The organism is Pseudomonas sp. BF-B-26, from assembly GCF_019956495.1.
Lineage (GTDB): Bacteria > Pseudomonadota > Gammaproteobacteria > Pseudomonadales > Pseudomonadaceae > Aquipseudomonas.
In genome coordinates this window covers 1-23,791 of the sequence record NZ_JAHBDP010000123.1, presented here as the reverse complement: position 1 = coordinate 23,791, position 23,791 = coordinate 1, and the positions used below count along the sequence as shown (strand labels likewise).

21 protein-coding genes, 1 rRNA gene and 3 pseudogenes are annotated in these 23,791 nt (G+C 59.3%); 12 read left to right on the top strand and 13 right to left on the bottom strand.

Going from position 1 to position 23,791, the window contains the following annotated elements:
- Positions 1–222 precede the first annotated feature (222 nt).
- Positions 223–375, top strand: a pseudogene (locus KGB03_RS27290) (transcriptional regulator); the annotation flags it as partial.
- Positions 376–485: 110 nt separating this feature from the next.
- Here KGB03_RS27290 and ddlA read toward each other — a convergent pair.
- On the bottom strand, positions 486–1,580 hold the full coding sequence (gene ddlA, locus KGB03_RS27285; RefSeq protein ID WP_223530291.1) for a D-alanine--D-alanine ligase: 1,095 nt from the start codon (positions 1,578–1,580) through the stop codon (positions 486–488).
- Positions 1,581–1,590: 10 nt separating this feature from the next.
- Positions 1,591–2,232: a LysE family translocator gene (locus tag KGB03_RS27280; protein ID WP_076029765.1), complete on the bottom strand. Its 642-nt coding sequence runs from the start codon at positions 2,230–2,232 to the stop codon at positions 1,591–1,593.
- Positions 2,233–2,382: 150 nt separating this feature from the next.
- Between KGB03_RS27280 and KGB03_RS27275 the strand changes: the two genes are divergently transcribed.
- Together KGB03_RS27275 and KGB03_RS27270 are read left to right on the top strand one after the other, a co-directional pair.
- On the top strand, positions 2,383–3,192 hold the full coding sequence (locus tag KGB03_RS27275; protein ID WP_223530289.1) for an AraC family transcriptional regulator: 810 nt from the start codon (positions 2,383–2,385) through the stop codon (positions 3,190–3,192).
- Between the two features lie 75 nt (positions 3,193–3,267).
- Positions 3,268–3,636 (top strand): cupin domain-containing protein, encoded by a 369-nt coding sequence (locus KGB03_RS27270; RefSeq protein ID WP_223530287.1) that lies wholly within the window; start codon positions 3,268–3,270, stop codon positions 3,634–3,636.
- 12 nt (positions 3,637–3,648) lie between these two features.
- Here the strand turns inward: KGB03_RS27270 and KGB03_RS27265 are convergent, their stop codons facing one another.
- From KGB03_RS27265 to KGB03_RS31455, 3 genes and pseudogenes are all read right to left on the bottom strand, one after another.
- A complete protein-coding gene (locus KGB03_RS27265; protein ID WP_223530285.1) occupies positions 3,649–4,248 on the bottom strand; it encodes a flavin reductase family protein in 600 nt (199 codons plus the stop codon).
- A 57-nt stretch (positions 4,249–4,305) separates the two neighbouring features.
- Positions 4,306–4,740, bottom strand: a pseudogene (locus KGB03_RS31460) (methyl-accepting chemotaxis protein); the annotation flags it as partial.
- A gap of 105 nt (positions 4,741–4,845) precedes the next feature.
- Positions 4,846–5,532 (bottom strand): annotated as a pseudogene (locus KGB03_RS31455) (PAS domain-containing protein); the annotation flags it as partial.
- A 629-nt stretch (positions 5,533–6,161) separates the two neighbouring features.
- Here KGB03_RS31455 and KGB03_RS27255 point away from each other — a divergent pair.
- Positions 6,162–6,557 (top strand): DUF6124 family protein, encoded by a 396-nt coding sequence (locus tag KGB03_RS27255; RefSeq protein ID WP_223530275.1) that lies wholly within the window; start codon positions 6,162–6,164, stop codon positions 6,555–6,557.
- A gap of 87 nt (positions 6,558–6,644) precedes the next feature.
- Here the strand turns inward: KGB03_RS27255 and KGB03_RS27250 are convergent, their stop codons facing one another.
- Entirely contained in the window at positions 6,645–7,988 is a 1,344-nt protein-coding gene (locus KGB03_RS27250) for an MFS transporter (RefSeq protein ID WP_223530273.1), read from the bottom strand.
- Between the two features lie 202 nt (positions 7,989–8,190).
- Between KGB03_RS27250 and KGB03_RS27245 the strand changes: the two genes are divergently transcribed.
- The 4 genes from KGB03_RS27245 (at position 8,191) to KGB03_RS27230 (ending at position 12,171) form a co-directional block, all read left to right on the top strand.
- Complete coding sequence (locus tag KGB03_RS27245; RefSeq protein ID WP_033061219.1) at positions 8,191–9,609, top strand: short-chain fatty acid transporter; 1,419 nt, start codon at positions 8,191–8,193, stop codon at positions 9,607–9,609.
- 244 nt (positions 9,610–9,853) lie between these two features.
- A complete protein-coding gene (locus tag KGB03_RS27240) occupies positions 9,854–10,144 on the top strand; it encodes a hypothetical protein (protein ID WP_223530271.1) in 291 nt (96 codons plus the stop codon).
- A 185-nt stretch (positions 10,145–10,329) separates the two neighbouring features.
- A complete protein-coding gene (locus tag KGB03_RS27235) occupies positions 10,330–11,502 on the top strand; it encodes a hypothetical protein (protein ID WP_223530269.1) in 1,173 nt (390 codons plus the stop codon).
- A gap of 144 nt (positions 11,503–11,646) precedes the next feature.
- On the top strand, positions 11,647–12,171 hold the full coding sequence (locus tag KGB03_RS27230; RefSeq protein WP_223530267.1) for an SET domain-containing protein-lysine N-methyltransferase: 525 nt from the start codon (positions 11,647–11,649) through the stop codon (positions 12,169–12,171).
- 6 nt (positions 12,172–12,177) lie between these two features.
- On the opposite strand, the gene can is transcribed toward KGB03_RS27230, so the two are convergent.
- Positions 12,178–12,822 (bottom strand): carbonate dehydratase, encoded by a 645-nt coding sequence (gene can / locus KGB03_RS27225; RefSeq protein ID WP_008145531.1) that lies wholly within the window; start codon positions 12,820–12,822, stop codon positions 12,178–12,180.
- A 152-nt stretch (positions 12,823–12,974) separates the two neighbouring features.
- Here can and KGB03_RS27220 point away from each other — a divergent pair, with 152 nt between their 5' ends.
- On the top strand, positions 12,975–13,379 hold the full coding sequence (locus KGB03_RS27220; RefSeq protein WP_218538017.1) for a serine kinase/phosphatase: 405 nt from the start codon (positions 12,975–12,977) through the stop codon (positions 13,377–13,379).
- 159 nt (positions 13,380–13,538) lie between these two features.
- Here KGB03_RS27220 and rimI read toward each other — a convergent pair whose 3' ends face one another.
- Positions 13,539–13,991 carry a ribosomal protein S18-alanine N-acetyltransferase gene (gene rimI / locus KGB03_RS27215; RefSeq protein WP_008145534.1) on the bottom strand — a complete coding sequence of 151 codons (453 nt, stop codon included), beginning with the start codon at positions 13,989–13,991 and terminating at the stop codon, positions 13,539–13,541.
- The gene (locus KGB03_RS27210) at positions 13,984–14,733 is read right to left on the bottom strand and encodes an energy transducer TonB (protein ID WP_192407541.1); all 750 of its coding nucleotides are present in this window, start codon (positions 14,731–14,733) and stop codon (positions 13,984–13,986) included. The genes rimI and KGB03_RS27210 overlap by 8 nt, the downstream gene beginning before the upstream one ends.
- A 206-nt stretch (positions 14,734–14,939) precedes the next feature.
- Between KGB03_RS27210 and mksB the strand changes: the two genes are divergently transcribed.
- The 3 genes from mksB to mksF are packed head-to-tail and all read left to right on the top strand — an operon-like array spanning position 14,940 to position 19,745.
- Entirely contained in the window at positions 14,940–16,217 is a 1,278-nt protein-coding gene (mksB, locus tag KGB03_RS27205; protein WP_008145536.1) for an Mks condensin complex protein MksB, read from the top strand.
- Positions 16,207–16,908, top strand: coding sequence for an Mks condensin complex protein MksE (gene mksE, locus KGB03_RS27200; RefSeq protein WP_223530258.1), 702 nt, complete (start codon positions 16,207–16,209; stop codon positions 16,906–16,908). The genes mksB and mksE overlap by 11 nt, the downstream gene beginning before the upstream one ends.
- Positions 16,905–19,745, top strand: coding sequence for an Mks condensin complex protein MksF (gene mksF, locus KGB03_RS27195; RefSeq protein WP_223530256.1), 2,841 nt, complete (start codon positions 16,905–16,907; stop codon positions 19,743–19,745). The genes mksE and mksF overlap by 4 nt, the downstream gene beginning before the upstream one ends.
- 212 nt (positions 19,746–19,957) lie before the next feature.
- On the opposite strand, the gene KGB03_RS27190 is transcribed toward mksF, so the two are convergent.
- From KGB03_RS27190 to rrf, 4 genes are all read right to left on the bottom strand, one after another.
- Positions 19,958–22,261 carry a PqiB family protein gene (locus KGB03_RS27190; RefSeq protein ID WP_218538018.1) on the bottom strand — a complete coding sequence of 768 codons (2,304 nt, stop codon included), beginning with the start codon at positions 22,259–22,261 and terminating at the stop codon, positions 19,958–19,960.
- Positions 22,254–22,877, bottom strand: a complete 624-nt coding sequence (locus KGB03_RS27185; RefSeq protein WP_008145542.1) for a paraquat-inducible protein A — start codon at positions 22,875–22,877, stop codon at positions 22,254–22,256. The genes KGB03_RS27190 and KGB03_RS27185 overlap by 8 nt, the downstream gene beginning before the upstream one ends.
- The gene (locus KGB03_RS27180; protein ID WP_111451243.1) at positions 22,864–23,523 is read right to left on the bottom strand and encodes a paraquat-inducible protein A; all 660 of its coding nucleotides are present in this window, start codon (positions 23,521–23,523) and stop codon (positions 22,864–22,866) included. Before KGB03_RS27180 ends, KGB03_RS27185 begins: the two co-directional genes overlap by 14 nt.
- 148 nt (positions 23,524–23,671) lie before the next feature.
- Positions 23,672–23,787 (bottom strand): 5S ribosomal RNA (rrf, locus tag KGB03_RS27175).
- Between the last annotated feature and the right edge of the window lie 4 nt (positions 23,788–23,791).

Sequence of the window (23,791 nt, the reverse complement as noted above, 5' to 3'; positions counted from 1 at the left end):
GGGCTGATCCGCGGCGCGAGGGGGCGGCGTTGGGGGATTGAGTCGTACGCGGGAATGAGCAAGGGCTTACCGGGAGGTAGGCCCTTTTTTACACCCGATACATCCTGATCGGCCACTTCGCGCAGCTTTGTCCTACCTACAAATGACTGCTTCTTGGATAGAGTCGGCACTCCCAAACAGTACGACGCAATCGACGCTGATACCGTCGAGATGGAGTAACCCATGAACATCCGCCCCATTCACACCGACGAGGACTATCGTGCAGCCCTCAAGAACGTGTCAGCGCTGTTCGACAACGAACCAGAGCCTGGCACCCCTGAGGGTGATTACTTCGACATTATGATCACGCTGATCGAAGCGTATGAATCGAAGCGGTTGCGTCAGCAGACGAATCAGGCCGAGATACCCAAAATGATATGAGACGCCGTGATCGTCGCCGTCGAACTGGATGACAACTTCAAAGTTCACTGCGCGCTGGATTAAGCCTAGCGAGAGATCTTCAGCGCCTGTCGCGCCTGATGCTTCTCCAGCGCCAGGTCGATCAAACGGCTGACCAACTCGCTGTAAGTCATACCAGTGGCCTGCCATAGCTTGGGGTACATGCTGATGCGGGTGAAGCCGGGCAACGAGTTGATCTCATTGATCAGCACTTCGCCGCTGTCGGTCAGGAACACGTCGACCCGCGCCAGCCCGGAACAGCCCAACACCTGGAACGCCTCGACGGCCAGGGCACGGATGCGTTCGCTGGCCTCGCGGCGGATGTTTGCCGGGACCACCACTTCCGCCGCTTGAGCATCGATGTATTTGCTGTCGTAGGAATAAAACCCGCTACGCACCACTATTTCGCCGCAACCGCTGGCGATGGCGTCTTCATTGCCGAGCACCGCGCATTCAATCTCGCGGCCGCTGACGGCGGACTCGACCAAGACTTTCTCATCGAAACCCAAGGCCAGTTCTACTGCTGCCGCGTACTCGGCTTCGTCATTCACCTTGCTGACGCCCACGGACGATCCCTGGTTAGCCGGTTTGACGAATAGCGGTAAGCCGAGTTTGCCTTGCACCTCGGCGAACCCGGTGCGGGCCGCGGTGGCGCGGGTCAGGGTGACGAACGGCGTAACCGCCAACCCGGCGTCACGCAGCAGGCGCTTGCTGATGTCCTTGTCCATGCAAACGGCCGAACCGAGCACGTCGGAGCCGACAAACGGCAAATCGGCCATGCGCAGCAAGCCTTGCAGGCAACCGTCTTCGCCCAGAGTGCCGTGGACGATCGGGAAGATCACATCGACGTGCCCGAGCATTTCCTGACTGGAGGTTTCCACCAATTGCTGACTGGCCTTGCCCGGCACAACGGCCAGTTCGCGGTTGGATTGGTTAAGGGCGATCAACGCCGGGTTTTCCTGGTTGAGCAGGAAGTTCGAAGGGTCGTTCAGATGCCAGTGGCCTTGCTTGTCGATGCCGATCAGCACCGGTTCAAAGCGCGAACGGTCCAGCGCATCGACGATGTTTTTCGCCGATTGCAGCGACACTTCATGTTCAGCCGAACGGCCGCCAAAAATAATGCCCACCCGCAGTTTGCTCATTCAGAACTCCTCAACGATTGGCCACCAGATGCGCGCCGAACAGCAGATAGCAACTGCCGGCGAAGCGATCCAGCCATTTACGCGAACGATCATAAGCACCCGCGACCCGCCGGCTGGCAAACAGCAACGCCACGCTGCAATACCAACTGAATGACAAGGTCGCCATGGTCAGCACGGCCAGCGCCAGCAACATCGGTGGCGGTGAGGCCGGCATGGCCGTGGCGAAAATCGTAGCAACGAACAGCGCGGCCTTGGGATTGGTCATGTTGCCCACAAAGCCCCGGCCATAAGCCGATAGCAGCGTGCGACCGGCGACATTCAGCGAGCCGTTATCGCCCGGCACACTCGGTGGTTTGCGCTTGAACTGCTTCAAACCCAGATAGATCAGGTAACAACCGCCGGCAATCTTGAAGCTCAGGTAGAGCGTCGGCGCGGCGCTGAACAGCGACTTGATGCCCAGGCCACCCGCCAACCCCCAAAGCACCGTGCCCGTGGCCACGCCCAGTGCGGCGACGACACCGTGGCGCCGGGAGCAACTGGCAGCCAGTTGCGCGGTGTTGAAGAAGTTCGGCCCCGGCGTCACCACCGCAACTGTCCATAACAGCGCCAACGACAACAACGGAGCGGCGTAGCTCAGGTGGGATATTTCCATGATGTGGGGCGCCTTCGTGGCTTAAAAAATATGCAACACCTTGCAACATTAGTCGGGGATTTTCTACCAGCCTGGTGATTCGATCGGCAGCAGACAAGCGGTTGGTGAGTGGGGTAACGTGTTCAGCATCGAGTTCAAGGCAACACCACCATGGCCAAGCAAACGCCCGCTATCGACTGGTTCCACCGCGCGCCCGACGTTGGCGGGCTTCAACGTTTCGAGGCGTTTTTTGCAGGGCACGGCTACGACCTTCACCGCCACGACACCTACGCCATCGGCCATACCCTGGCGGGGGTGCAGAGTTTTCAGTACCGCGGTGGCTGGCGCCACAGTCTGCCGGGCGGGACCATGGTGCTGCACCCGGACGAAGTTCACGATGGCGAAGCCGGCACCGAGACCGGGTTCCAGTACCGAATGATGTACATCGAACCGGCGCTGATCCAGCAAATGCTCGGCGGCCAGCCGTTGCCGTTTATCAAGACCGGCCTGTCAGCCGATCCACGTTTGTTCGCCGCCACCGCCGTGCTGCTGCGAAGCCTCGATTGCCCTCTCGACCCTCTCGAAGAGCAGGATGCGCTGTTTGATCTGGCCCAAGCCTTGAACAGCGTTTCCGGCGTGCCGGCTACCCGCCAGAGCTTCGACTACGTGGCCGCCGAACGCGCGCGGGAATTCATCCACAGCGCGCTGGATCGCACCGTGACACTGGAGGAACTGGCGCAACACAGCGGTCGCGATCGCTGGAGTCTGTCGCGGGATTTTCGCCTGTTGTTCGGCACCAGCCCTTATCGATACCTGACCATGCGCCGCCTCGACCTGGTCCGCTCGCTGTTGATCCAGGGCCAGTCACTGGTCAGCGCCGCGCTGATCGCCGGCTTCACCGATCAGAGCCACATGACCCGGCAGTTCAGCAAAACCTACGGACTGTCGCCGGCCCGCTGGATGAAAATGCACCGCCGCTGAGCCCGCACGATCGTTCAAGAAGCACGCCGATGCGCCGGCTATCGTGGATGCACGATCAACCACGAGAGCTGCTGCATGAAAGCTTACGAAAGCCTGAATTTCGCTGAAAAAATCGCCAGGATCGGCCCGTACTGGACGCCCAGGGTCATCGCCGAAATGAATGACTACCAGTTCAAGGTGGTGAAACTGCTGGGGGATTTCATCTGGCACGATCACTTGGATACCGACGAAACCTTCATCGTTCTCGAAGGACAACTGCGTATCGACTTTCGCGATGGCCACGTGCTGGTGAACGCCGGCGAAATGTATGTGGTGTCAAAAGGTGTCGAGCACAAACCGTTCGCCGAGCAGGAGGTGAAACTCCTGCTGATCGAACCCAAGGGCGTGCTGAACACAGGTAACGAAGGTGGCGAGCGCACTGTGCAGAATGACGTCTGGGTGTGAAAGGCAGGCTGCTTACGCCTGCAAGACCTTGCCGTCCACTGGATCGCCGATTTTCAGGAAATGCCCGCCCGCCACATGGTGCAAGGTGCGCAACGCGTCTTGCCCTTCAAAGTGCCAGCGACCGTCACTGAACACCCGCTCGTCTGCCTGAGCGGCAATCACTTCAGCCAGGAACAGATCGTACTGCTGATGATTGCCGGGCTCCGGCAGCAGTCGACACTCCAGCCAGGCGACGCAGCCTTCGAGCATCGGCGCATCGATCAATTCAGCGCTGAAGGTCGGCAAGCCATAGACCTGGAACTTGTCCCGGCCTTTCTCCCGGGTCAATTCCAGGCCGGACGTCGAACCCACGGTCTGGACGATATCGGCCTGGGCGGCGCAGGGAACATTCAGCACAAACGTGCCCGAAGCCTCCAGCAATTGCCGTGTCCAGGTGGACTTGTCCAGCACCACGGCAATTTTCGGCGGCTCGAAATCCAGCGGCATGGCCCAGGCCGCCGCCATGATGTTGCGCTGGCCGTCATGAGCCGCGCTGACCAGCACGGTCGGGCCGTGATTGAGCAGACGATACGCCTTGGCCAAGGGAACCGGACGGCGGTGAGAAACGCTCATGATGGCTGCTCCTGGGGAAAACGCCGATTGTAGCGATTTACGCCGCGATGGCAGGCATCAAGTCGACAACTGATTGGCAAACTGCCCGACCGCGTTCACCACTTTCTGTGCACCGTCCTGAATCTCGACAATCACCGTCCCCGCCTCTGCCGCCAGCGCCAGGCCCTGTTCAGCCTGGAGTTTGCCCTCGGTCATCAGCGCCACGGCGTTGCGCGCCATGTCCTGGTTCTGCCGCACCACGCCGACAATCTCATCGGTTGCCTGGCTGGTGCGCGAAGCCAATTGCCGGACCTCATCCGCCACCACCGCGAAACCACGCCCCTGCTCCCCGGCCCGAGCCGCTTCGATGGCTGCGTTGAGCGCCAGCAGGTTGGTCTGTTCGGCAATCCCGCTGATGGTTTTGACGATGGTGCCGATCACCAGCGACTGCTCGTTCAGCGCTTCGATGCCTTCGCCGGCGGTCTGCATGTGCGTGGCCAGGTTACGCATCACATTGACCGCCTGAGTCACCACCGCACTCCCGCGTTGCGCGCTGCTGTCGGTTTGCTGCGAGGTACCGTAGGCAATGTTGGCCGCTTCGGCGACGGCTTGCTCCTGATTGACCTGATCGGTAATCACCGTGGCGAACTTCACCACTTTGTAGAGCGTGTTGTTGGCATCGACCACCGGGTTGTAGGAAGCCTCCAGCCAGACCACGCGACCGTGGCTGTCGATGCGTTTGAAACGGGCGGCGACGAACTCGCCTGCATTCAAGCGGCGCCAGAAGTCCTGGTACGCGGTGCTGTTGTATTCCTCGGGCTCGCAGAACATGCGGTGATGTTTGCCCTGGATCTGCGCCAGGCTGTAAACCATGCCGCTGAGGAACCGCTCGTTGGCCGCCAGCACGTTGCCATTGAGGTCAAACTCGATGACTGCCGTGGAGCGCACAAGCGCGCCGATCAGGTTCTCATGCTCACGAGACGCCTCGATGGTGCGGGTCAGGTCACTGGAGTAAATCGAGAAGTGTCTGATCCGCCCGTCCGCAGACCGAACCGGCTGCACGATCGAGCGCAGCCAGGCTTCCTGACCATTGCCACGCAACAAGCGCACCGTGCCGGCAAAGTGCTCGCCACGGGTCAACGCGACCTTGAAGCGCTGATGGAATTCGTCCGACTTCACATGGGTCGGGACGATGTCTTCGATGTGTCGCCCTATCAGGTCGCTGCTTTTGTAGAGCATCTCACCGATGAAGTTCTGGTTAACCGATTGAATCCGCCCATCGACATCGAGGGTCAGGACCAGCATCTCGCTTTCCAGACTTTCCTTCACTTGCTGGAGGCTGGAGAGTTCTTCGCGAAGAGCCGACAGCTCCTGCTTCAAGCGTTTATTGAACATGGGATACACCGATGGACAGGGATAGAAAGCGGCATGCAGCCTAACCATCGGCCTTGGGGATATTTTCTGAAGAGTGTTTCAGGGTTGTCCTACAAAAATAGTTAGGCATGTTGATGCGCGTCTTGTCGCCAGAAGCCGAATGGTTGTCGAACATCGTTTCTTCCCAACATTTCCGGAAATTAAACACCGCTCGACAGCACGTGTTGAAAACGGCTCAAGGTTACTTCCTGCAAGCTACAACATCTTGCGTCGTTGCCTACGGCTACGCCAGAATCCGCCGGCTTGTGCGCCTTGGGGGCGGTCGGTAACTTGGTTCCTGTCACTGCCCATCAGTGATCGGGTTTAGTAGCCCGTCGATGTCAAGACGCACAACGTCTCTATCTTGCAGGCAGCCCATGCCCGCACTTGATGGCGGTTGTGTGCAGGGCGCTTCGGCGCGCCGATTTCTTGGCTCATCGGTCTACTAACCTGTGCACAGCTGCCACCCTTACGTTTAGTAGCGAACGGGTTGCAGCCTCACTCATATGAGGATTGAGCCAATGTTCAAGGTAACTCCAAATCCGCCGGAAACCGATCCGGCATCGCCCTACGAATCCCTCGATTCGAACAAGCTTCACGAAGCCGCCGAGCGCGCCCTCGACCATCACTTCCCACCAGCCGACCCCAAACCACCCAAACGTAACGGCCAGCTCTTCAGCGTCAGCCCGGGCATCAACCCTGAAACCCTTCTCGCCAATGCCTCGGAAGATTTACTGTCCATCAGCGCCATCGCCGCCAACCTCGCCGACGATGTGGACGGTTCACGCCGCTCCGTAGCCCTGGCGCTCAGCCGCATGGCTGACGGCGTGCATTTGTTGGTGGAGAGAATGCTGGATCATCTGGATGAGCCAGAAATGGCAGCGATTTTCGCCAAACAACAAAAACGCGTCATCTAATCTGCCACCCATAAAAAATGGGCACCCAACCTGGTTGGCGTGCCCATTCTTTTTTCCGCTCCCCGCTACGCGGGATATGGATGCCTGTTACGGATTAACGCAGTCTTTCAACGATTTGCCCTGGCTTGAAGCCACGCTGCGGCTCCCGACATTAGGCATCCGCGTCCCGAAATACGCGGCACTGCTCACCCCCACAGCCCCCATCACCGCGCTGAAAATCACGCAGATCCATGGGCTCCACGGCATCAGACCGATCAGCAACAACGGTGTGATGCTCGCCCAGACGGCGTAGGCAATGTTGTAGGTGAAGGAAATTCCCGAGACACGAATCCGCGCCGGGAACAGGCTGACCATCACCGACGGCACCGCGCCGACCACCCCGCAACCGAGGCCGGCCACCGCGTACGCCAGACCGATCCAGCTGCCACCGATGATCAGGCAGGTATAGAGCACGCCGATACCCAATGGCAGCAGCAGGCTATAGAGCATCACCGTTCGCCAAGCGCCAATGCGATCCACCAGCAGCCCGGCGAGGACGCAGCCGATATTCAGAAAAACAATGCCCAAGGCACTCAGGGCGAAGGTGTGGCTGGCGGTCATGCCGAAGGTTTTTTGCATCATGGTCGGGGTGATCACCACGAACACCACCACTGCCGAGGTCAGTACGCAGGTGAGGATCATCGCCGGCAGCATGGCCAGACGGTGTTCACGCAAGACCGTGCGCAGCGGCAGTTCGACGGCCGCATCACGTTGGGCCTGCATGGCCATGAACACCGGGGTTTCGCTGAGCCAGCGACGTAGCCAGACGCCAATTACACCGAACACACCGCCCAGCAGGAACGGGTACCGCCAGGCGTAATCAAGGATTTCTGCCGGGGTGAACGCCTGTGCCAGAAACGTCGCCGTCAGTGCACCGATCAGGTAACCGAACGTCAGCCCGGCCTGCAGGAAACCCAGGGCATAGCCGCGGTGCCCGACAGGTGCATGCTCGGCGACGAACACCCAGGCACTCGGCACTTCGCCGCCCACCGCCGCGCCCTGGAGAATTCGCAGGGCCAACAGCAGCAACGGTGCGAAATAACCGATCTGCGCGTAGGTCGGCATGATGCCGATCAGCAGGCACGGCAGCGCCATCATCAGGATGCTCAGGCTGAAGACCTTCTTGCGGCCCAGTCGGTCGGCGAAATGCGCCATCAGAATCCCGCCCAACGGCCGCGCCAAATAACCGGTAGCGAAGATCCCGAAGCTTTGCAGCAGTCGCAGCCACTCAGGCATTTCCGGCGGGAAGAACAGCTGGCTGAGAGTCAGGGCGAAAAAGACGAAAATGATGAAATCGTAGATTTCCAGCGCGCCGCCAAGGGCCGCAAGGCCGAGGGTCTTGTAATCCGAGCGGGTGAACGGCGCCGGACGCGGGTGGGTGTTGGCAGTCATGAAAAGAACTCTGGCATAGGCAAAAAACCAAGGCGCCCATGGTCTACGCAAACGCGCCAACGGACAACCCGTTAGACCAAAGTCCTAGACTCGTAAAACTTCGTCACAAAATAGAACCGATTGTTTTACTGTTGGCGCCTGTCTAGACGGGCCTTCGCCGCCCCAAAGACCACAACAAACATAAAAATTCGAGGTACCCCCCGTGGCCGCTGATATCGAAGATACCCGCTCCGCCCGCTTTGCCCTGCGCTGTTCAAGTTTTGCCGAACGCTGGTTCCCAGACTCCTGGGTGTTTGCCGCACTGGCGGTGATTATCGTCGCCGTGGCCACCCTGTTCATGGGCGCCAAACCCACCGACGCCGCCATGGCCTTCGGTGACGGCTTCTGGAGCCTGATCCCGTTCACCATGCAGATGGCTTTCGTAGTGATCGGCGGTTATGTGGTCGCCAGCTCGCCACCGGCAGTGAAACTGATCGACCGGCTGGCGCGGATCCCGAAAAACGGCCGCTCGGCCGTGGCCTGGGTTGCGTTGATCTCCATGGTTGCGTCGCTGCTGAACTGGGGGCTGTCGCTGGTGTTTGGCGGTTTGCTGGTGCGCGCCCTCGCCCGCCGAACCGATCTGAAAATGGATTACCGTGCCGCCGGTGCTGCCGCCTATCTGGGTCTCGGCGCGGTGTGGGCCCTAGGCCTGTCCTCGTCCGCCGCGCAATTGCAGGCCAACCCGGCCAGCCTGCCGCCGTCGATTCTGTCGATCACCGGGGTGATTCCTTTCACGCAAACGATCTTTCTCTGGCAGTCCGGCGTGATGTTGCTGGCGCTGATCGTGATCTCGCTGATCATTGCCTACGCCACTGCACCCGGCCCGAACTCGGCCCGTGATGCCAAAGCCTGCGGCATCGACCCAAGCTTTAACCTGCCGCCGTTGCAACCGCGCACCCGACCCGGCGAATGGCTGGAACACAGCCCGCTGCTGACGATTTTGCTGGTGCTGCTGGCGGCAGGATGGCTGTTCCACGAGTTCTCGACCAAACCGGCGATCAGTGCTATTTCCGGGCTGAACACCTACAACTTCCTGTTCATCATGCTCGGTGCCCTGCTGCACTGGCGCCCGCGCAGCTTTCTTGACGCTGTGTCCCGCGCGGTACCGACCACCACGGGCGTGCTGATTCAGTTCCCGCTGTACGGCTCGATCGCCGCGCTGATGACTACCGTCAAAGGGACTGACGCTCAGACGCTGGCTCACCACATCTCGACCTTTTTCGTACAAATCGCGTCCCATGACACCTACGCGCTGCTGATGGGCGTGTACTCGGCGATCCTCGGTTTCTTCATCCCGTCCGGCGGGGGCAAATGGATCATCGAAGCGCCGTATGTCATGCAAGTGGCCACCGACCTGAACTACCACCTGGGCTGGGCCGTGCAGATCTACAACGCCGCCGAAGCCCTGCCGAACCTGATCAACCCGTTCTACATGCTGCCGCTGTTGGGTGTGCTCGGGTTGAAGGCGCGGGACTTGATCGGGTTTTCGTTCGTGCAACTGCTGGTGCACACGCCGCTGGTGCTGTTTCTGCTGTGGGCGTTGGGGACGACGCTGACGTATACGGCACCGGTCATGCCGTAACACATCGGTGATTGCACCTGCAGCGGGCAGGTGCAATCCATTCACCCTGCTTGAGCATGAAACAAACGCCTGGATTTATCCTACAAACAGGCTCGATTGCGCCTGACATGAAACCCGGAGAGTTCTTATCTCCAACCTATAAATCGCTGAGTAAACTCCGACAGCTCACACACTTTTTAAAGCAAGACAGCACTGACCAAGGATGAACAAACACATGTCTTAAGTTTCGAAAACGCTGGAAGAGATGATTAACGAGATTTACCAGGACGGTAGGGTTTCAGTCGTTGAATACAAAAAGCTGCGTGATGATGCAGATCGCCGTATGGACGCTGTCGTCCGCGAGTTCGGCCAGCACAACAATTTGACCGCCCTTCAAAAAGCGATGGATGTAGTCATGCAATTGACGCAAACGTCCATCATCGATGCCAAAAAAGCCAAACTGACCGATACAGGAGAGGCCCTCGTCAAGGATGCCGTATTTGCACAGGTCGAGTACTTGCGCGCCGGTACTCATCTGGCACTAAAGCTGTTGTAACGCTTCAACCTCCGTCCGGCCCACAGACATCAAGCCCGGGCCGGACACCATAACCGAGTGTTCCTGGCGTACACACCACAGGCTCTACGCAAAAAAACTACACGCAACCACTATTCTGTGTAACGCCGCTGATCCAGTATGGCGCGTACCCCAATTAACGGGACCACGCTGAAAAGGATCTGAGCATGTTCAAACTTGCAGGACTCACCCTCGCGGCCCTCACCCTGAGCGCCGCCGCCCATGCCGATGTCGACCTGAAACTGGGCAGTACCGAACGCGTCACCCGCCTGTTCGCTTACCCCAACAACTGCAACGTGATCTGCTTTCGCAACTGGACGCTGGAGCAAACGGTCGAGCATTACCTGACTCAAAGCGTGCAGCGCGATGGTTACAGCACGGCGAAAGTGCTGGTCAAAACCGATAACAATCAGCTCTATGCCGAAATCAGCGGCGTGCCCCATGGCTATGAAAAACCGTTGGCGGCGCTGCTCGATGCCGGTGATCTGGCCTATACCGGCGCCAGCAAGCTGAATGCCGATGGCAAGTGGGCTTACAGCTGGTATCTGTTTCTGCCACTGGGCATGGCCTTGGAAAACCGCAAAAGCATTGAACTGTTGCACTTCCCACCCGACTATTCGTTGACCCAGGCTCAGGATTACCTGCGATCCGCCACCACCGATCGCTGGGCCACGCTGCTGACTGTCAACAAAGTTCCGGCCGACCAGACGCCGGGCTACCAGACCATCATCGACATTGCACCGATAGCTGCACCATCAAACGCTGGCAAGGATCTGGAAGGCGTCTACGACTACTTCAAGGACTACCAGACCACCATGGTCAAGCAACTCAGCCAGAACGCCAGTGGTGCGGCGTTGCCGATGGTCGCCTTTGGCGCGCCGGTGCGTAACTGGATCAAGCAGCAATACGGGCCGACCGTGAACGTGCTGGGCCTGGTCAGCATCAGTCCGAGCGACGGGGTAAAAGTGCCAGTGCTGGGTTCCAACCACCCAAGCTACATTTGGTACGCCGCCGACCCGGAAAGCTATACCGGCAAAGATGCCCAGGCCAAGGCGGACGCGGCTGGCCTTAAAGTCATGGGGCAGGATTTGAGTGCCGCGTGCTGGCAGGCCGCCATGGGTCGCCAACCGGACACTAATCCTGACCTTGAACTGAGAACCTGCACCCAAAACTGGCAAGTGACCAACACAGAAGAAACTTGCCGGCTGTTCTACACCTCGATCCGCAACCTGACGCCTGACAAAGCCGTGGCCAAGTGCGCAACGGCACCGATCAAATCTCAGCTCAAACAGCTGAAAGCACCGATCCCCGAAACGGCGATCCCTGCCCCGGCCCTGTAAAACGATGAACGGCCGGTCTACTGTCACTTATGACAGTAGACCGGCCGTTTCATTTGCGAGAGGCTTGAATCGCACCCATGTGCTGCAGAGCTGACAGGATCGTCAGCTGATGGAGGTCGCAGCACCCAGCCAACAAGGATCGTTATGAAAACCCACGCCCCGCACGAGACGCTGGCACACCCTCCCGATGGGATTTATCCATTTGCGGAGCTGCCCGTTCGCCTTGGATTCCCCTCCAGGGCCGACTTCGAGATTATCGACAATACCCACGGATCGGCCGCAGCCGTCGCAGTACTTCGGGATTTCCCACGCATCAGCCGAATTTGTCGGGCGTCGGGGCACCTGCTGCCTTATCGCTGTCGGCATACCCGGCAACTGGCCCGTGGCATCCATGTCTACGACCCGCGCTTCTGCGGGCTGCTGCGACACTCCTGCGACCCAAACGTATTTCTCGACATGAGCGAGCTGTGGTTGTGGGCGCTGAAGGACATCAAAAAAGGCGATCGACTGACGATGGACTACGCCACCACCGAAGACAAACTCATGCGTCAGTTCGCCTGCCAGTGCGGTTCGTTCGACTGCCGTGGCTGGATCACCGGCTACGATGAACCGCCGAACGCCGACGGCCAGTTGTTTCTGCAACACTGGCGCCGGCGAAGTCTATGCTGAAGGGCGTTACAACGCCTCGACCGGACGCAGACGGTATTGCGGCGGCAACTGCTCGAAACCGCTGATGGTGGCGTTCAGGCTTTTCCAGCGACCGTCCTTGATGCCATAGATGCAGCCGTGGACAGACAGGCTCTGCCCGCGGTGCCAGGCGTTTTGCACAATACTGGTGTGCCCGACGTTGGCCACTTGCTGGATTACGTTGTATTCACAGAGGCGGTCGACCCGCTCTTCTTCAGTGGGCAATTTGGCGAGCTCTTCGCGCTTTTCATAATAGAGATCGCGAATCGAGCGCAGCCAGCCGTCGATCAGGCCCAACTGACGGTCCTGCATTGAGGCGCGCACGCCGCCGCAACCATAGTGGCCGGTCACGAGGATGTGTTTGACCTTCAGCACGTCGACCGCGTACTGAATCACCGACAGGCAGTTGAGGTCGGTGTGCAGCACTACGTTGGCCACATTGCGGTGTACAAACAGATCGCCTGGCAGCATGCCAACGATCTCGTTCGCCGGCACCCGGGCGTCGGAGCAACCGATCCACAAGTATTCCGGGGTTTGCTGACGGGCCAGCTTGGCGAAGAAATCAGGATCTTCTTTGGTGATCGCGTCAGCCCAGCGCTCGTTGTTATCAATCAGATCTTGTAATTCGTTCATGCAATGAAGCCTCGAGAATGGTGCGCTTCTATGACAGACAACCCTCTGTCGGGGTCACGCGCCAGATGCAGATACCCGGTTTTCCATGCCGGAGGAATTCTCAGCTGCCCAGGGGGTCCACCGTAGTAAGGCCTACAGTATGAGGAATTACCATGACTGAATCACGACGTCCGTACGATGCGGCGCAACCCGGGCCCATCGATGACAACGAAGACCGCATGGGTTCGATGCATGAGCTGGATTTCGACGAGGAAGAACCCAGCGCCAAAATCGGCGACGAGCTGACGCAATCGGAGCGTGAACGCCTGATGCCTCGCGAACGCGTACGTGAAGCCGGCATGACCGGGGCCTCGACCGATGACCATGAGTCTACCGACGACGACATGAGCCCGGAAACCCTGATCCGTGAAGACGGCGCACGGGACGCCCACGAAGCGGGTGAAGGTGGCCAGGCCGACTGGGATTTGAGCATTGTCGATGAAGACGACATCGGCGGGGGGAATGGGCTGGATGAAGAGGAACTGGCGCGGCGGGATCCGATGGACGGTAATCGTTGATCTCTAGCGCCTGACAAGCCGCCTTCGCGAGCAAGTCGAATCGTCGCACCGCCGCTCCCACATTGATTCCAGTCGATCACAGCATTCGTGTACGACACCGATTCAATGTGGGAGCGGCGGTGCGACGATTCGACTTGCTCGCGAAGCTTTTAAAACAGCTCAATCGACGAGGGTACAGGCCATTACAACCGCATCTTCACGCCCACCCACCGCCGGGTAGTAATCGCGCCGCCGACCAATCTCGTTAAACCCATAACGCTCATACAACTTGAACGCGCCACGGTTGCTGTCGCGCACTTCCAGAAAACACTCCCGCGCCTTGGCGTCATACGCCCGGGACATCAAATGCTCCAGCAGCGTCAAGCCCAGGCCACGGCCCTGGTTCTCCGGTTTGACGGTGATGTTCAGCAGATGCGCTTCATCAAGGATGATCTGCACCACCCCGTGGCCGACCTGCTGCTGGCCTTCAAACATCAGCCATATCTGATATTTGCCCAGTCCATCGAGAAAAATCCCGCGCGTCCAGGGATGACTGTAAGCCGCATATTCGATTTTCAGTACAGCGTCCAGGTCCGCCTCGGTCATCGGGCGGAACGATACAGCGTCACTCATTCGATTCTTTCCAACGCGCCATCAGCCGACGCATGGCTTGCCAGACATCAGCCTTACGCTGTGGCTCTTCCATTAATAATTCCAGACCCGGCAGGGCCCAGACCGAGCCCAGGCCTTCGACCTGGAGTTCACGGTTGAAGGATTCGGCGTTCGCCTCACCGGCGAAACGCACCGCCGGCAGGCCGATCAGCCACACGCAGACACACGGTGCGTCTTCCAGCCGGGCCGAGAGGAAACCTTGCACGAAGTCGCGAGCCGCTTCCGGGCCTTGATCCATGGTGCCCCGAGACAACAGCGGCCAACGCACCGGCTCGCCGACGATCTGCGGGCTGTCCGGCAGACCGGCGGCGCGCAGCATGTCTTTGAGCAACAGATAGGCAGGGTCGCGGGTCTGGAACGATTCGCCTGTGGGTAACTCCACCAACAGCAGGCAACGCCCGGCCCGCAGCAATTGCAGGGCGAAACGCGGTGGCGGCACGACGGGCGCCCTGGCCACAACCGGAGCGGCCTCTTCTTCAACCTTGGCATTCGTGCGCGTGCTGGCCAGCGATGGCCGTGGCACCTCGATTTTCACCCGTTCGGCCGGTTTGACCAGCGGTTCCACCGGCGAATCAGCCACAGGCGCGGGCGCAACCGGAGCAACCGGCGCGACGACCAACGGCTCGGGCATCTCCAGCAGCTCAGGGCGCGAGGGCGCAGCAAAGGGCAATTCGGTGCGCGGCAGCCAGTTGACCACCTGCATGGCGGTCAAATAAGCGCGACGACGGGACTCGATAAGCAAAGGTCGGCCACTTGTGGATAACTAAAGTGCGGTGATTCTACCGCCCTTCGCTCAAGATCGCCCACGCTTGATCGATAGAAAGCCAACTGTCCGTCCCGAGAGTGAATCGCAACGGGCGTGATGCAGTACAATCGCGACTTTTAATCGCCAACCAGCCGGCCATTCCGATGATCGAACCCAAGCGCGTCTTGCGCGCCCTCGCTGAACACTGGGCACTTCTGGAGCCACTGTGCGAGCACTTCGACCAAGGCACTCTGAGCCTCAACGAATTGCGTTCACAGTTGGCCGCCCAGCAACTCGACAGTACGCCGCAGGACATCACCAGCCTGCTGGACGTGTGGATCCGCCTCGACATTCTGGTTCCCGTGGCGAAAAGCCCGAACCGTTTCGAGCTCAATGCGCAGATCCACGACTTCCTCGCCTACCTGCGCCGTGAGCACCGTCTGGGCCTGTGCCTGGAGATCGAAGCCTATCTGCGCCATCTCGAGCGCCTGGCCGGTTATATCCAGGACGCCTTCGACATCCGCGACGGCCACGACCTGGCGCGCCAGTTGCGCCTGCTCGACATGCGCGTACGGGACGTGTTGAAGAAACTCGCCAACGACGAACAGGCCCTGGTGGCCGTCGCCGAGCGCGCCAAGACCAGCGACCGGCAGATTCCCCTGCGTCAGCGTTACGCTGAAGTACTGGCGACCTGGGACGAATACGTCGAGCCGATGATTCAGTTGGTGAACGCCGACGGCGCCTTCGAACAAGGCGTGCGCAAGGTCGAGAACGTTCTGCTGAAGATGCTCACGGAGCAGCAGCGCCTCGGCCATCTGGTCGATGACGACATGCTGCTGCGCACCCACGCGCGCATCCTCGAAATGCAGACCAGCGCCCAGCTGACGCTGCGTCATGCTCGCGAGCTGTTGCTGCCGCTGCGCGAAGAAGCCCGTCGGCACAACGCCGTGACCCGTGGCGCGGCGCTGGCCTTGTCGGCCATTCGTCGCAAAGGCATTGATGCGGTGCCACAAGCGGCGATGCCGATGTTCACCCGCCCGCAAAGCACCTTCCTCGGCAGCGCCAGTCAGGTCGAAGCCTACGTTTACGCCCTGGCGCGTTTCGAGCCGAAACCGGCGCGTTTCCCCAAGGCCCACAAGACGCAGAAAGGCGAAGCGCCGCGCGCGCCACGTACGGTTCGGGAAATGCTCGAACGCTGCGAAGACGCCCTGCCGATGCCGGACCTGATGACCTGGCTACTGGAGCAGGAGCCGGACGGCGCCACCGACGAATTGCTTTATTGGTTCTCGCGTCTGTCGCGGGAAAAACGCTTCACACGCGAGCGTCTGGAACGCCGCGATTACCACACTCACGAGCATCAGGTCAGCCTGCGCTCCTTCGCCCTGCTCTCGGCCCGCGACACCGCCGCCGAGGATTCTGCGAGCATCCCACATGCATCTTGATCTAAACGAACTGTCCCAGCTGGCGCCGATCTTTCGCGAGCTGTTCAAGGGCTACCACATCAGCCGCCGCGACCCGGAGCTGTACGCGCAACTGTCGAACTTCCAGGACCAGTACCGCACGCTGTTCAAGGCTCTAGGCTTTGAACTGGTCTGCGACACCCGCGGTTTCTACTACTTCGTCCCGGACCTCGCGGCGGCAGCGGTGAACAAGACCGCGCAACGTCTGGCGCTGTTCACCTTCATCCTCGTCGAACATCTGGCCGATCAGGGCCGTGACCCGGTCGCCGTGCTCGACGGTGGCAGCCTCGGCCGCGATGAGTTGCCATCGCTGCTGGAGAAATACCGCGACCTGTTCATTCAGGCCGAAGTGCAGACCGTCGAAGAACTTGAAGAAAAAATCATGCGCCGCATGACTCAGCTCGGTTTTGCCGGTGAAGAAAACGGCATCTACCGTTTCCTGCCGCCGATGCACCGTTTCCTCGATGTCTGCCTGTCGGTCCAGCAGGACCGTGATCTGGCGGCCAGCCTGCACAGCGTATTGCCTCTGCCGGTGCCGGTTCTGATCGACGACGACAGCGACGAAAAACTGCTGCAAACCGATGATCCGCTAGACCTCAGTGACTTCGAAGAAGAAAGCGAAGAAGACGCCATGGCCCGCGCCATCGCCGAAGAACAGGAGACCGACGCATGAGCAAGGAACGCTACGGCATTCGCCGCTTCGCCCTTTTGAACACCGCCGGTTACAGCCTCGGCCTGTTCCCGCTGGAAGAACCGTTGTCGGTTTACGGCGCGAACAACCTCGGTAAATCCGCGTCTATCAACGCCTTGCAGTTCCCGATTCTGGCGCGCATGTCGGACATGAGTTTCGGCAAGTACAGCCTGGAACAATCCCGTCGTTTCTACTTCGCCTCGGACACCAGTTACATCCTGGTCGAAGTCTCGCTGCCTCACGGTCCACATGTGATCGGCGTGGTTGGTCGCGGCCCGGGCGGTGGTTTCGGTCACCAGTTCTTTGCCTACGCCGGCAAACTGGACCTGGCCCATTACCAGAAAAACGACACCTGCCTGCGTCAGAAAGAATTGTTCACCAACCTTGAGCGCGAAGGCCTGAAAGCCTACGAACTCAAGCCTGATGAATTGCGTCGCTTGCTGGTCGGCGGCCACACCTCGATCCCGCTGGACCTGACGCTGATCCCGCTGCGCTCCACCAGCGAGCAGAGCCTCAAGACGTTCCGCGCACTGTTCATCAACCTGCTGCACATGCGCGAAATCACCGCGGCCAAGCTCAAGCAGCTGTTTCTCGATGCGTTCGAACACAGCCTGCGTTCCGGTAGCGTCGACTACATCGCCGCGTGCGAAGAAGCGTTCCGCGATGTACGACGCATGGAGCAGGACTACAACTCGCTGGTCACTGCCGGCCCATTGGTCGAAGCCCTTGCGGCAGGTGTGACCCAGCGCAATATCCTGCGCGGCAAACTGCACCGGATCTCGCCGCTGCTCGACTCCCTGCTCGGCACCTGGTCGGACTACGCCAGTGCACGCAAGGAAGAGCTGACGATTCAGGCCGAGCACTACCGCAACGAGCAGGACGCGCTGCAAAACGATCAGCGTGGCGGCACTCAAGAGCTGATGCGCCTGGAGCGGGAAATCACCGGCATCCAGCGCTGGCTCGGCGAGTTGTCGGTGCTCAAGCATCGCTTCGCGCTGGTCGATGACGTCAAAGTCCTGGAGCAGCAACTGCTCGCGGCCAAGGACGCGCACGATGAACTGGCGGGTGCGCTGGCGCAGTCGCGACAGTTCAGCGCCGAAGATTTGGAAGAGCGTCTGCGGGATCTGGAAAAACGCCTGAAGTCGGTCAAGCAGCAACTCGATCACGCCGACAACAACAGCTATGCCCGTCTGCGCGAGGAGTTCTCGCAACAGGATGTCGAGCGCCTGATGCGTTTGTTCAACAGCGCGTTGTTCAGCCTGCCGCTGGGTGAGCACGGTATTACGCTGGACGAGGACGGTCAGTGGGTCAAATCCATGGAGCTGATTCTCGATGGCTTCAAAGGCGAGCGCTTCGAAGTACCGGGCCTGTCCATCGACATCTCGCACATCGAGCCGCCGGCGCTGCAAGCCTTGGCTGACCGCGCGGCATTACGCGATCAGAAAGAGCGTCTGGACAAAGAACTCAAGCAACTGAAAACCCAACAGGCCGTGGCCGCCGACCGCGCCGCAAGCAAGACCCAGACCGAAGCGCTGTACCAGCAAGTGCTGGATGCGCAGAAAGCGCTGGAAGATTTCCGCCGCGCGCAAACCCTGAGCGCCGAGGAAGGCGACAAGCTGGAACAGCTGACGCAGATGGAAGCGGCGCAGGACGAGTTGAAGCGTTCCAGCGACGCCTTCACCGAACGCGTCCAGCAACTGTCGGCCAAACTGCAACTGGTCGGCCGGCAGATCGGCGACATGGAAGCCAAGCAACGCACCCTCGACGACGCCCTGCGCCGCCGTCAGCTGCTGCCCGCAGATCTGCCGTTCGGTACACCGTTCATGGACCCGATCGACGATTCCATGGACAACCTGCTGCCGCTGCTCAATGACTATCAGGACAGCTGGCAGGGTTTGCAGCGCAGCGATGGTCAGATCGAGGCGCTGTACGCTCAGGTCCGCCTCAAGGGTGTGGCCAAGTTCGACAGCGAAGACGACATGGAGCGTCGCCTGCAACTGCTGATCAACGCTTACGCACACCGCACCGACGAAGCCCTGACCCTTGGCAAGGCCCGTCGTGCGGCCGTTACCGACATCGCCCGGACCCTGCGCAACATCCGCAGCGACTACGACAGCCTTGAACATCAACTGGCGCTGTTCAACCGCGAGATCAACAAGCGTCAGGTCTCCAACCTGCAGAGTTTCCGCATTGTCTTGGCGCCGAACAAGGAAGCGCTCAAGCACATCGACCAGATCATCCACAGTGCCGGCCAGTACGAAGAAGGTGAAACCCTTTCGGTCTTCGACCTGAGCCAAAGCGCCGATCAGGACAACAAGAACGAAGAAGCCAAGGAATACCTGGCGCGGCTGGTAGCGGCTAACCACAATCAGCTCGGCCTCAAGGACCTGTTCGAGCTGGCGTTCGAGATCACCAAGGTCAACGGCCAGCCGGTGATTCACACCGACATCGACGGCGCGGCGTCCAACGGCACCACGATGACCATCAAGGCGCTGACCAACATGTACTTGTTGCTGCACTTGATGGACCGCGACCAGGCCGGTCGCGTGCGCCTGCCGTACTACCTCGACGAGGCAGCGGACATCGACGAGAAGAACCAGGCAGCGCTGCTGGAAACCAGCCTGCAACTGGGCTTCGTACCGATCCTGGCGAGTGTGAAGCCGCAGGTCTGCGCCAGTGTCGCCATCGACCTGGAAGGTGGCAGCGGGCCGAACGGGATCTACATCGACGAGGCGGACTGGAAGTACATTCGTCGTCACGATGAGGTGAAGGCTGCCATTAATGTTGAAGCGGACGAGCCGGAGCTGGATGCCGTCTGATTTGCATTAATCGAAGGCAATAAAAAGGCCGCAATCCAATGGATCGCGGCCTTTTTATTTGTGGGTACATTCTTGAAGCTGAGTGAACTTGAGGGCCTCTTCGCGAGCAAGCCCGCTCCCACATGGATCGGTGTCATACACAAAATCTGTAAATGACACTGACCACTGTGGGAGCGGGCTTGCTCGCGAAGGCGTCATCACTGACGCAATAACTACTTGCCGATCGAAATCTTCGGCGCCCAAGTCAGCCATTCGTCTTCGAACTTATCGAACAGCGGGAACGTCTGCTCAGCTAGCGCCGGACTGCCCATGCGCTCGCCGTCCGGCGTGGCGAAAGCGATACCGCCCTGAATCAGCGTCTCCAGCGATTCGGTACGCATCGTAGCCCCTTTGAACAAGCCGTAATCAAAGCCAAAACCACTGGAGTTCCAGAAACGCGTACCGCTGCGCACCAACGGCGCGTATTTCGGCTCGATCAAGATGTGGACCAACACACGGTCCGCCGTCTGGCCGAGTTCATAGCCTGTCACCTTGCCCACGGTGATTTCGCGGTAGGTGACCGGCACACCCGTTTTCAGCGAACCACGGCGGGCAGCGCTCAACACCAGACTCAATCCGGCCTCTTGTTTAGCGGCTTCCGGCGGATTGGCCAGGGCCACGAAGTTCTTCTGCGGGCCGAGGTTTTTCGCGGCGGGTTGCACTTCGATGTATTGGCCAGTGACCAGCGTTTCGAGGTTGGATGTCTTGATCAGACCCAGTTCAGGTTTGACCACCCAGAACTGACTGCCGACCCGAGCGATACGCTCCGGCACTTCGGTGATTCGTGCAGTCAGCAGCACCGATTGCAGGTCATCGCTGAGGTCGACGTCTTCAATCTTGCCAACATCCAGGCCTTTGAATCGAATCGGTGTGCCGCTGCGCAAGCCATCGGCGCGATCAACCCTGATCGTTACGACGGCGCCTTTTTGCGTTGCCTCATCATGACTGGCGAACAAACGGAAACGCGGAATCCGCTTCTGCAACGGCGCCTTGGCTTCCGGGGTTTCAAAGGCAATGCCGCCAGCCATCAGGCTTTGCAGCGACTCACTTTTTACCTGGATTCCACCGGTCAACCCGCCGGTCAGCGTGATGCCACTGGCATTCCAGAACCGTGTCGAGGCGTTGACCAGCCCTTCGTATTCCTTCTCGATATGCACACCAATCACCAACTGCTTTTTGGTGCGTGAGAACTGATAGCTCTGGACCGATCCGACCTTGACCTGTTTGTAGAGAATCGGGCTGCCGACCTCCAGTGAACCGAGGTTTTCGGTGAACAGCACCAGGTGCAATCCTGGCGCACGCAAGTCGAGCGGCGGTGCCTTCGGCCGAGCCACAAACTCACGCTGCGGTGCGGCGCCTTTGTCTCCAGGACGCACGGCGATGTAGTTACCTTTGACCAACGCTTCGAGGCCGGTGATACCGGCAAGCGAGATCGACGGTTTGACCACCCAGAATTGGGTGCCTTCGACCAGGTAATCTTCAGCCAGAGGATCGAGGGTCAATTCGGCGGTGGCACTGGATAGATCAGGATCGATCTTGAGCGCTTTCAGATTGCCGACCTGGATGCCTTTGTACATCACCGGTGTGCGACCCGCCTGCATGCCTTCGAAGTCGCTGAGTTTGACCTTGACCCGAATACCGGCGGCGGCTGCATCGAAATCTTCGTAGAGACGGAACGGTAGACTCGGGTCGGTGGGAGGACTGTCCTTGCGGTTCTCCGGCGTGGCAAACGCGATACCGCCGGCGACAATGCTCGCCAGGGACTCGCTACGCACCTTCACACCTGACAGGTTGGCGTCGATGCTGATGCCGCTGGCGTTCCAGAAACGCGTGTGCTTGCGCACCAGTTTGGCGTAGGTGGGCTCGATGAAAACTTTGAGTTCGACGGTGCTTTGGTCTTCGGACAGCAGATAGCTTTTGATCTGGCCAACCTTGATCTGCTTATAGAACACAGGGCTACCGCGATTGAGTGAACCGAGACGATCAGCCTTGATGGTCAGGTGCAGACCGGGCTGGGCGTCCGACAGCGGTGGCTCTTCGGCCAAGGCTTTGAACTTGCGAGTCGGCTCACCCTCGCCCGGGCTTACCGCCACGTAGTTACCCGAGACCAGCGTCTCCAGGCCAGTGATGCCGGCCAGCGTCACGCTCGGCTTGACCAGCCAGAAACGGGTGCTGGTCCGCAGGTACGGCTCCACGTCCTTATTCATCTCGATGGTAGCGATTACGCCTTTGGAGTTGCCTTCGTCATCGAGTTTGAGGGTCTTTACCTTACCCACCGACATGCCTTTGTAAACGACTTCGGTCTTGTTGGCCTGAATGCCTTCACCACTTTCGAAACGCACCTGAATTTCGATACCGGTCTCGTTGTAGGCACGCCAGCCGAGCCAACCGCCGATGATCAAGGCAATCAGGGGCAACACCCAAATAGCTGACCAGTTCGAGGCCGGTCGGGTTTTTGCTGTAGGCAAATCAGTCATGGTCGTCGTCCGACTCCGTGTTATCCCAAATCAGTCGGGGATCGAAAGTTACTGCGGCAAGCATTGTCAGAATCACCACACTGGCGAAAGCGATGGCGCCAAGATTGGCTTCGACGCTGGCAAGCCGTCCGAAATTCACAACCGCCACCAGGATGGCGATCACAAAAATATCGAGCATTGACCAGCGGCCAATGAACTCAATAAATCGGTACATCCAAATGCGTTGGCGAGCCGACAGTGGCTGGCGGCGCTGCACGGAAAACAGCAGCAGTGCGATGCCCACCAATTTGAACGTCGGTACCAGAATGCTGGCAATAAAAACCACGGCGGCGATGGGGATCATGCCGTGTTGAACCAGTTGGATCACACCGGACATGATCGTGCTGGGATCGCCCTGTCCCAGTGAACTGACGGTCATGATCGGCAACACGTTGGCCGGGATGTAGAGCACCGCAGCGGTCACCAGCAACGCCCAGGTACGCATCACGCTGTTCGGGCGACGGGCGTGAACCAGCGCACCGCATCGGGTGCAGACCTGCTCGTCGGTGTCGGCTTCCTGCTTGTTCAATTCATGGCATTCGGCGCAAATCAGAATGCCTGCATCAATCGCCCGCATGGGCATCCTCTCCTGATAAAGCCTGCCAGATCTGATGGGGCGACATCACAACCTCCAACCAGACCTGAACCAACAACAGACCGATAAAGCACGCCAGGCCAAGCCCGACGGTAATTGCTGCCATATCTGCCAGTTTGACGATCGCCACCAGTACGCCCATAAGGTAGACCTCGAGCATCCCCCAATCGCGTAAATGGTGATAAATGCGGTAGAGCAATAGGCCGTAACTGCGTCCGATATCAAAACGAATACTCAGCAGTACAACCAGTTGGCAAAGCAACTTGAGCAGCGGAATTCCCATGCTGCAGAGAAACACCACGACTGCAACGCCCTGCATTCCGGTATCGAACAAGCCAACAACGCCGCTCCAGACGGTGTCGTTCGATGACTGTCCGAGTAGATGGAGCTGCATGATGGGTAAAAAGTTCGCCGGGATATACAACAACAGAGCAGCGAGCACCAAAGCGAGACTGCGCTGTACGACGTTATGCCGATGGGCGTAGAGCTCGTAGCCGCAGCGCGGACAGAGGGCTTTCTCGCCATGGGCGAGTTCGGGCTTGCGCATCAGCAAGTCGCACTCATGACACGCTACCAAGTCGTCCAGCGGTAATTCTGACAGCCCTGGGGCGTCAACCGGATCTGGCATAAAGGCTCTGGCTCCGAAAAAGTTGGACCTATTCTAGTGTCATGGATCGAAAATAACTGTGCAAATTTGTGCTTTAACTGAACGCAACTTTCCTGCGGGCAAAACAAAACCCCTACCTGCATACGCAGATAGGGGTTTCGGAATTTAATCTTGACGATGACCTACTCTCACATGGGGAAACCCCACACTACCATCGGCGATGCATCGTTTCACTGCTGAGTTCGGGATGGGATCAGGTGGTTCCAATGCTCTATGGTCGTCAAGAAAT